Source organism: Clostridium sp. (genome assembly GCF_051650885.1).
Lineage (GTDB): Bacteria > Bacillota > Clostridia > Clostridiales > Clostridiaceae > Clostridium.
On the sequence record NZ_JBOFRG010000300.1, the window covers coordinates 1 to 6,795 of the forward strand.

Consider the following 6,795-nt stretch of genomic DNA (forward strand, 5'->3'; position numbering starts at 1 on the left):
ATAAAAAAGAAGGAATTTTAAATTTAAAGAAGAATAAGTAAATTAAAGCAAAAATCTATTACAAAGAGAAAAAAAATAAAATAAAAAAAGGAAAAGAGAAAAAAATGTCGAATAATATATGAGTTGCAAAATAAATTGCAGAGGAAGGAGGGAGCTCCTTGCGAATTTCAGAAGAAACTATCGAGAGAATTAAAAATGAAAATGATATTGTAGATATTATTTCAGAAACCGTTAAGTTAAAAAGGTCTGGAAGAAACTACATGGGCATATGTCCATTTCATCATGAAAAATCACCATCATTTAGTGTTTCGCAAGATAAGCAAATTTATAAATGTTTTGGCTGTGGAGAAGCAGGGAATGTATTGACATTTGTAATGAAACAAAAAAATATTAATTTTATAGATGCTTGCAAGATTTTAGCTGAGAAGGTGAATATACCTTTAGGATTAGAAGAAAAAAGTGATAGTAAGATTAGTATGAAAAAAGATTTGTTATATAAGGCAAATGTTGAAGCAGCAAGATATTTTTTTGCTAATTTACAAAATAAAGCAGAAAAGAAAGAATATTTTTTAAGAAGAGGCATAAGTGAGGCTACTATAAAAAGATTTGGACTTGGATATGCTGAGGAAGGTTGGCAAAATTTAAAAGGTTATTTAAATAAAAAAGGCTTTAATGATGAATTACTATTAGAGGCAGGTTTGATTTTAAAGAGTGAAAAAAATGGAACTACTTATGATAGATTCAGAAATAGAGTAATGTTTCCGGTTTTTGATTATAAAGGAAGAGTTATAGGGTTTGGTGGAAGAGTTTTAGACAATTCTAAGCCTAAATATCTAAATTCACCAGAAACTTTAATATTCCAAAAGGGAACTAATTTATACGGATTAAATTTTGCAATAAAAAATAAAGTAACAGAAAGATATTTTGTTATGGTGGAAGGTTATATGGATTTAATAAGTTTAAATCAATATGGCATTCATAATGTAGTTGCATCCCTTGGGACTGCATTAACAGTAAAGCAAGCTAGGCTTTTGAAACGATATGCAGATAAAGTAATAATATCCTTTGATGCAGATGTAGCAGGGCAAACAGCAACGCTTAGAGGTCTAGAAATTTTAAAGGAAGCAGGCTTTGATATAAAGGTATTAAAGGTTCCTGAAGGAAAAGACCCAGATGAATTTGTTAGGAATAATGGTAAGGGAGCATTTTTAAAGTTAATAAAGGACGCTGAAGATTTAATAACTTATCGAATAAATAGAGCAGAGGAAGGTATTAACTTTAAAGATAATCAATCAGTAGCTAAATTTGGAAATAGGGTAACTGAAATCATTAAAAATTTAAACCCTATCGAGAAATCAATGCACATAAAACAAATTTCAGAAAAAAGAGGGATAAAAGAACAGGCATTATATGATTTGATTTCTATTGGAACTAAGGAAAAAATGTATAAAAATGAAGAAAATAGAACAAAATTATATGTGGAACCTGCATATTTAAAAGCTGAAAGAACAATTATAAAACTAATGTTAAAAGATGAATTTTATGAAGAAATATTAGGCAATATAAAAGCAGAGGACTTTAATAAAGAAGAAAATAAAAAATTGTTCGGATTAGTTATTGAAGGAAAAAACACACAGGCAGAAAATATAGAGTTATTTATTGAGTGTGGGTGTACTGATGCGAAGCTTTCAGGCGAATGGGTGAAAATAAAAGAACTTCAAATAATTGAAGCAAAGGATAGAAAAAAATTAATTTTAGATAATATAAAAAGAATAAAATTATTTAAGCTAGAAGAAGAGTATGAAAAATTACTCCTAGATATAAAAGAGTATGAAAAAAATGGGAAAAGTGAGGAAAGCTTTAGGTTAGCACCAAAAAGTTTAGAACTCAGAAAAAAAATAAATGAATTAAAAATGAGGTAATTGGCAGTAACGGAAGGAGGCAATATACATGGTAGAAAAAACAAAAGTAAAAAAAGACGATAAAAAAGAAAAAAATAATAAAATGACGGTTGTTAAAAATTTAATAGATAAAGGTAAAAAAAGCGGTACGCTATCATATAAAGAAATAATGGAGGAAATTGATAACATTGAATTAAATCCAGAGCAAATTGAAAAAATATATGAGGTTCTTGAGTCTATGGGAATAGAAGTAACAGGAGCTAAAGTGACTAAAGCAAAAGAAGAGGAAGAAGAAGAGGAAGAAATAGATCTATCAGTTCCAGAAGGAATTGCAATAGATGACCCTGTTAGAATGTATTTAAAAGAAATAGGTAAAGTACCTCTTTTATCTTCAGAAGAAGAAATTGAACTTGCAAGAAAAATAGAAGAAGGAAGTCAGTATGCTAAGAAAAAATTAGCAGAAGCAAACCTTAGACTTGTTGTAAGTATTGCGAAAAGATATGTAGGAAGAGGAATGTTATTCCTAGACTTAATACAAGAAGGTAATTTAGGACTTATAAAGGCTGTAGAAAAGTTCGATTATAGAAAAGGGTATAAGTTCTCAACATATGCTACTTGGTGGATAAGACAGGCGATAACTAGAGCTATTGCGGATCAAGCAAGAACAATTAGAATACCTGTACATATGGTAGAAACTATTAATAAGCTTATAAGAGTTCAAAGACAATTACTTCAAGAGCTTGGAAGAGATCCTTTCCCAGAAGAAATATCAAAGGTAATGGAACTACCAGTTGAAAAGGTTAGAGAAATACAAAAAATAGCTCAAGAGCCAGTATCACTTGAAACTCCAATAGGAGAAGAAGAGGATAGTCACTTAGGAGACTTTATTCCAGATGATGATGCACCAGCACCGGCTGAAGCAGCAGCATTTACAATGCTAAAAGAGCAACTTATTAATGTATTAGATACATTAACTCCAAGAGAAGAAAAAGTTTTAAGATTAAGATTTGGTTTAGATGATGGAAGAGCTAGAACATTAGAGGAAGTAGGAAAAGAATTTAATGTTACTAGAGAAAGAATAAGACAAATTGAAGCTAAAGCATTAAGAAAGCTTAGACATCCATCAAGAAGCAAAAAGCTTAAAGATTATCTAGACTAAAAAAAGCACCGATTGGTGCTTTTTTACTTTAAATTTAAATTACAAAATATAGAAGAACTAAGGGGAGAAAAGAAAATGGAATTAAGTAAAAGATTAGAAATGATATTAGAAAATATTGAAGAGAAAGATTGTTTATTAGATGTAGGAACAGATCATGGATATATTCCTATTGAAGGGATAAAAAGAAATTTATCTAAAAAAGCAATTGCAGCTGACATAAATAAAGATCCTTTAGATAAAGCAAAGTTAAATGCTATATTTGAAGGTGTAGATGAGCAAATAGAAGTAAGACTTGGAAATGGATTAGATGTAATCGAGAAAGATGAAGTAAGCACTGTTGTTATAGCAGGTATGGGTGGAAATTTAATTAGAGATATATTAGAAAAAGGAAAAGAAAAAATTGAGAATGCAGAAATATTATTATTACCAGCACAAAATCCAGAGGTTTTAAGAAAATATTTATATACAAATGGATATAAAATACAAAAAGAAGATATATGCTTAGATGAAGGAATTTTTTATGAATTTTTTAAAGTAAGAGTAAGTGATGAAGATAAAACAGAACTAGAGGATGTATATTATGAAATAAGTCCAATTTTAATTAGAAGTAAGAATACATTAATGAAAGAGTTTTTAGAAAGTAAAAAAGAAAAGGTAATGAAAATATTAGAAAATATTAAAGATGAAAGTGAAAGTGCAACTAAGAGAAAAAAGGAATTAGAAGAGAAGATAGATATAATTGATAATATGATGAAATTTTGCTAGGAGGAGTTTAAATGGGGATTTTAATAAAAGATGTTATAAATAAAATGGAAGAGTTTGCACCAAGTAGAATAAAAGAAGATTTTGATAATGTAGGCTTAATGGTAGGGGATAGAGATGGAAGTGTAACTAAGGTACTATTAGCACTAGATTGCACAATGGATGTAATAAATGAAGCTATAGAGAAGAAATGTGAGTTAATAATAACACACCATCCACTTATTTTTAAAAAGCCTAATAGAATAGTAACAGGTGATTTACTTGGAGAAAAAATAATTACATTAATAAAAAATAATATATCAGTTTATTCAAGTCATACAAATTTAGATTCTGCAAAAGATGGAATAAATAAAGAGATAGTTACAAAACTTGGTTTTAGTGATTCTGCAATTATGGATAAGGGTGTTGAAGAAGGTGTAGGAATTGGAAGATTTATTTCTTTAAAAGAGCCTATTAAAGCAGAAGAGTTAATAAATTCTATAAAGAAAAATTTAGAACTTGAAAAGTTAAAAGGAACTATAGGGAAAAAAGAAATAAATAATATAGCGATTATAAATGGAAGTGGAGCTAGCTATTTTAATAAAGCTTATGAAATGGGAGCAGACTGTATTATAAGTGGAGATGTAAGCTACCACTATATGTTAGATTATAAGGAATTAGGGCTAACAATAATAGATGCAGGCCACTTTAATACTGAATGGCTAGTGTTTTTAGATGTAATGAAAAAGGCAACTAAAGATATAAATACTGTAGAATTTTTAATATCAGAAAATACAAAAGATCCATATGAATTTTTATAGTAATTAGAATGGATAGAAAAACATATACTAATAGAGATATTAATTAGTGAGGAATTTTAGTATATGGGTAGAAGAGGAAAACGAGGTCCTTATGGAAATTTCAATAAGAATTTCATGAATATGAAGAGAAATTTAGGAAACTTTGCAGGCTTTGGATGGTTTACTTTGGGAAGGTGCTGTATATGTGGTGGAATATTCACAACTCTTTTATTTAGTGGAGCAAGTTTTTATGGAATTATAATAGTTGCATTACTGATTACAATTATGCAACTTATAGATTAAGACAAAAAAATATATGTTTTTACAAAAAAGTACTTTGAATAAAAGAAAAAGTGTGATATTATAGGAATTGCGAGTAAGACGTGTAATCGCTGCTAGTTTTAAACTAGGAGAGGAAAGTCGGAGCTCCATAGGGTAGGGTGCTGGCTAACGGCCAGTCAAGGTGACTTGAAGGATAGTGCAACAGAGATATACCGCCAGAATCTTTTTAAGATGAGTCTAATATTTTTATTAGCTGGTAAGGGTGGAAAGGCGAAGGTAAGAGCTCACCAGCATACTGGAGACAGTATGGCTATGTAAACCCCACTTGGAGCAAGACCGAGAAAGAAACATTTTGGAATGACCCGTTCCGTTTCGTGGTGTGTCGCTTGAGCTTATTGGCAACAATAAGTCTAGATAGATGATTACTTAATACAGAACTCCGCTTATGGCTTGTCTCGTTTTATTATATTACTTAATTATATAAGGATGGAGGAAAACTTCTAATATCTTTTATAAAGAGAATATAATAGTTAAAATTAAAATTTAAATATGAAAAAAGTAGCGTGTGAATGCTACTTTTTTTGCATTTAAAAAAGTAGAAGAATGAAATAAATATATATAGAAAAATCCCCTAGTAGGTTACACTACTAGGGGAAAATTTATTTTATACTTCTTTTTACCACTGACCAGGGTTAGCTACTACATAGACAACTATCTGTCTTCTACCGAAAGCGTTACATTCGGCATTAGAATTCATGAATAAATCTATTCTGTTTCCTTTAATAGCACCACCAGTATCAGCGGCTACTGCAAATCCGTATCCAGGAATATATAATTTACTTCCTAGAGGGATGACGTTTGGGTCAACTGCAACTGTACTTATTCCATTTGGATTTCTAACGGTTGCTGTTCCCGTAGCTGTAACTCCATCACCAGCATAGGCTGTGGCCTCCATAGAGTATTCTTTTAAATACTGTCCATTCCAAGAGCCAGAACCACTAGTACTACCACCACCAGTCGTAGGAGGAGGTGTAGGAGCTTTTTCAGCTGCTTCTTTTTGGCTAATTAAGTTATTAGCTTTAGAAATTGCATTATTAGCTTGATCTTTAACAGATTGCATTGTTAACTGTGGTAATAAACCATTTAATGTACTTATAGCATTCTTTAATGCACTTATAGATGAATTAGAATTGTTTATTACGTTAAGTGAGTAATTTATCAATTGTTCCTCATTTGCAGTTATAACAGATGCAACACTTTGAAGTTGTGTATCTAATTTAGCTTTTTCCGCTTTTACGGTGTTTTGTTTAGTTACTAAAGAATCAAGACTCTTTTGAGTTTGATCATTTAAAGTTATAACTTCTGATTTTTGCTTATTTAAATTATCAACTTCAGTTTGAATTTTTGTTCTATTATCTTTAAGAGTATTTATAAGTTGATCATCAATAGACACGATTCTTTGAACATCATACATTCTACTGATTAGTTGTCCAAATCCATCAGATTGTAAAATGTATACTAAGTATGCTGCAGGAGAATAAGCTCCACTTTTATATATAGCAGCAAGTCTATTAGATAAAACCTCTTGTCCTTCGTTAATTTGCTTTTGTGTATCTGCTATCTGAACATTAGCAGAGTCGATATTTTTTTCAATTTGTTTAACCTTATCCTTATTAGTAGAGATAGTCGAATTTAAACTATCAATTTGATTATTTAGATCACGAATATTTGAATCTAAATTTTTAATTTCGCCACTAATTTGATTATATTGTACTTTATCATCGTTTAAGGACTTGTTATTTGGTGTGTCAGCAAAAGAAGTAACGCTTAAGCTACATGTAACTGTAACTATAGTGAAAAAAGAGACTAATGCTTTTTTCATCATATGTAACAACCTCCTAATATAAATCGT

At 30.0% G+C, this 6,795-nt stretch carries 6 protein-coding genes and 1 other RNA gene; 6 read left to right on the plus strand and 1 reads right to left on the minus strand.

The window, feature by feature from the left end:
* Nucleotides 1–158: 158 nt before the first annotated feature.
* The 6 genes from dnaG (at nucleotide 159) to rnpB (ending at nucleotide 5,345) form a co-directional block, all read left to right on the plus strand.
* The gene (gene dnaG, locus ACRC28_RS14135) at nucleotides 159–1,922 is read left to right on the plus strand and encodes a DNA primase (RefSeq protein WP_438544089.1); all 1,764 of its coding nucleotides are present in this window, start codon (nucleotides 159–161) and stop codon (nucleotides 1,920–1,922) included.
* Nucleotides 1,923–1,950: 28 nt separating this feature from the next.
* A complete protein-coding gene (gene rpoD / locus ACRC28_RS14140; protein ID WP_438544090.1) occupies nucleotides 1,951–3,060 on the plus strand; it encodes an RNA polymerase sigma factor RpoD in 1,110 nt (369 codons plus the stop codon).
* A gap of 75 nt (nucleotides 3,061–3,135) precedes the next feature.
* Nucleotides 3,136–3,825 carry a tRNA (adenine(22)-N(1))-methyltransferase gene (locus ACRC28_RS14145; RefSeq protein ID WP_438544091.1) on the plus strand — a complete coding sequence of 230 codons (690 nt, stop codon included), beginning with the start codon at nucleotides 3,136–3,138 and terminating at the stop codon, nucleotides 3,823–3,825.
* A gap of 11 nt (nucleotides 3,826–3,836) precedes the next feature.
* On the plus strand, nucleotides 3,837–4,622 hold the full coding sequence (locus ACRC28_RS14150; protein WP_438544092.1) for a Nif3-like dinuclear metal center hexameric protein: 786 nt from the start codon (nucleotides 3,837–3,839) through the stop codon (nucleotides 4,620–4,622).
* 63 nt (nucleotides 4,623–4,685) lie between these two features.
* The gene (locus ACRC28_RS14155) at nucleotides 4,686–4,904 is read left to right on the plus strand and encodes a hypothetical protein (protein WP_438544093.1); all 219 of its coding nucleotides are present in this window, start codon (nucleotides 4,686–4,688) and stop codon (nucleotides 4,902–4,904) included.
* A gap of 70 nt (nucleotides 4,905–4,974) precedes the next feature.
* Nucleotides 4,975–5,345, plus strand: an RNA gene (gene rnpB, locus ACRC28_RS14160) — RNase P RNA component class A.
* A 214-nt stretch (nucleotides 5,346–5,559) separates the two neighbouring features.
* Here rnpB and ACRC28_RS14165 read toward each other — a convergent pair.
* Nucleotides 5,560–6,768: a 3D domain-containing protein gene (locus ACRC28_RS14165; protein ID WP_438544094.1), complete on the minus strand. Its 1,209-nt coding sequence runs from the start codon at nucleotides 6,766–6,768 to the stop codon at nucleotides 5,560–5,562.
* Nucleotides 6,769–6,795 lie beyond the last annotated feature (27 nt).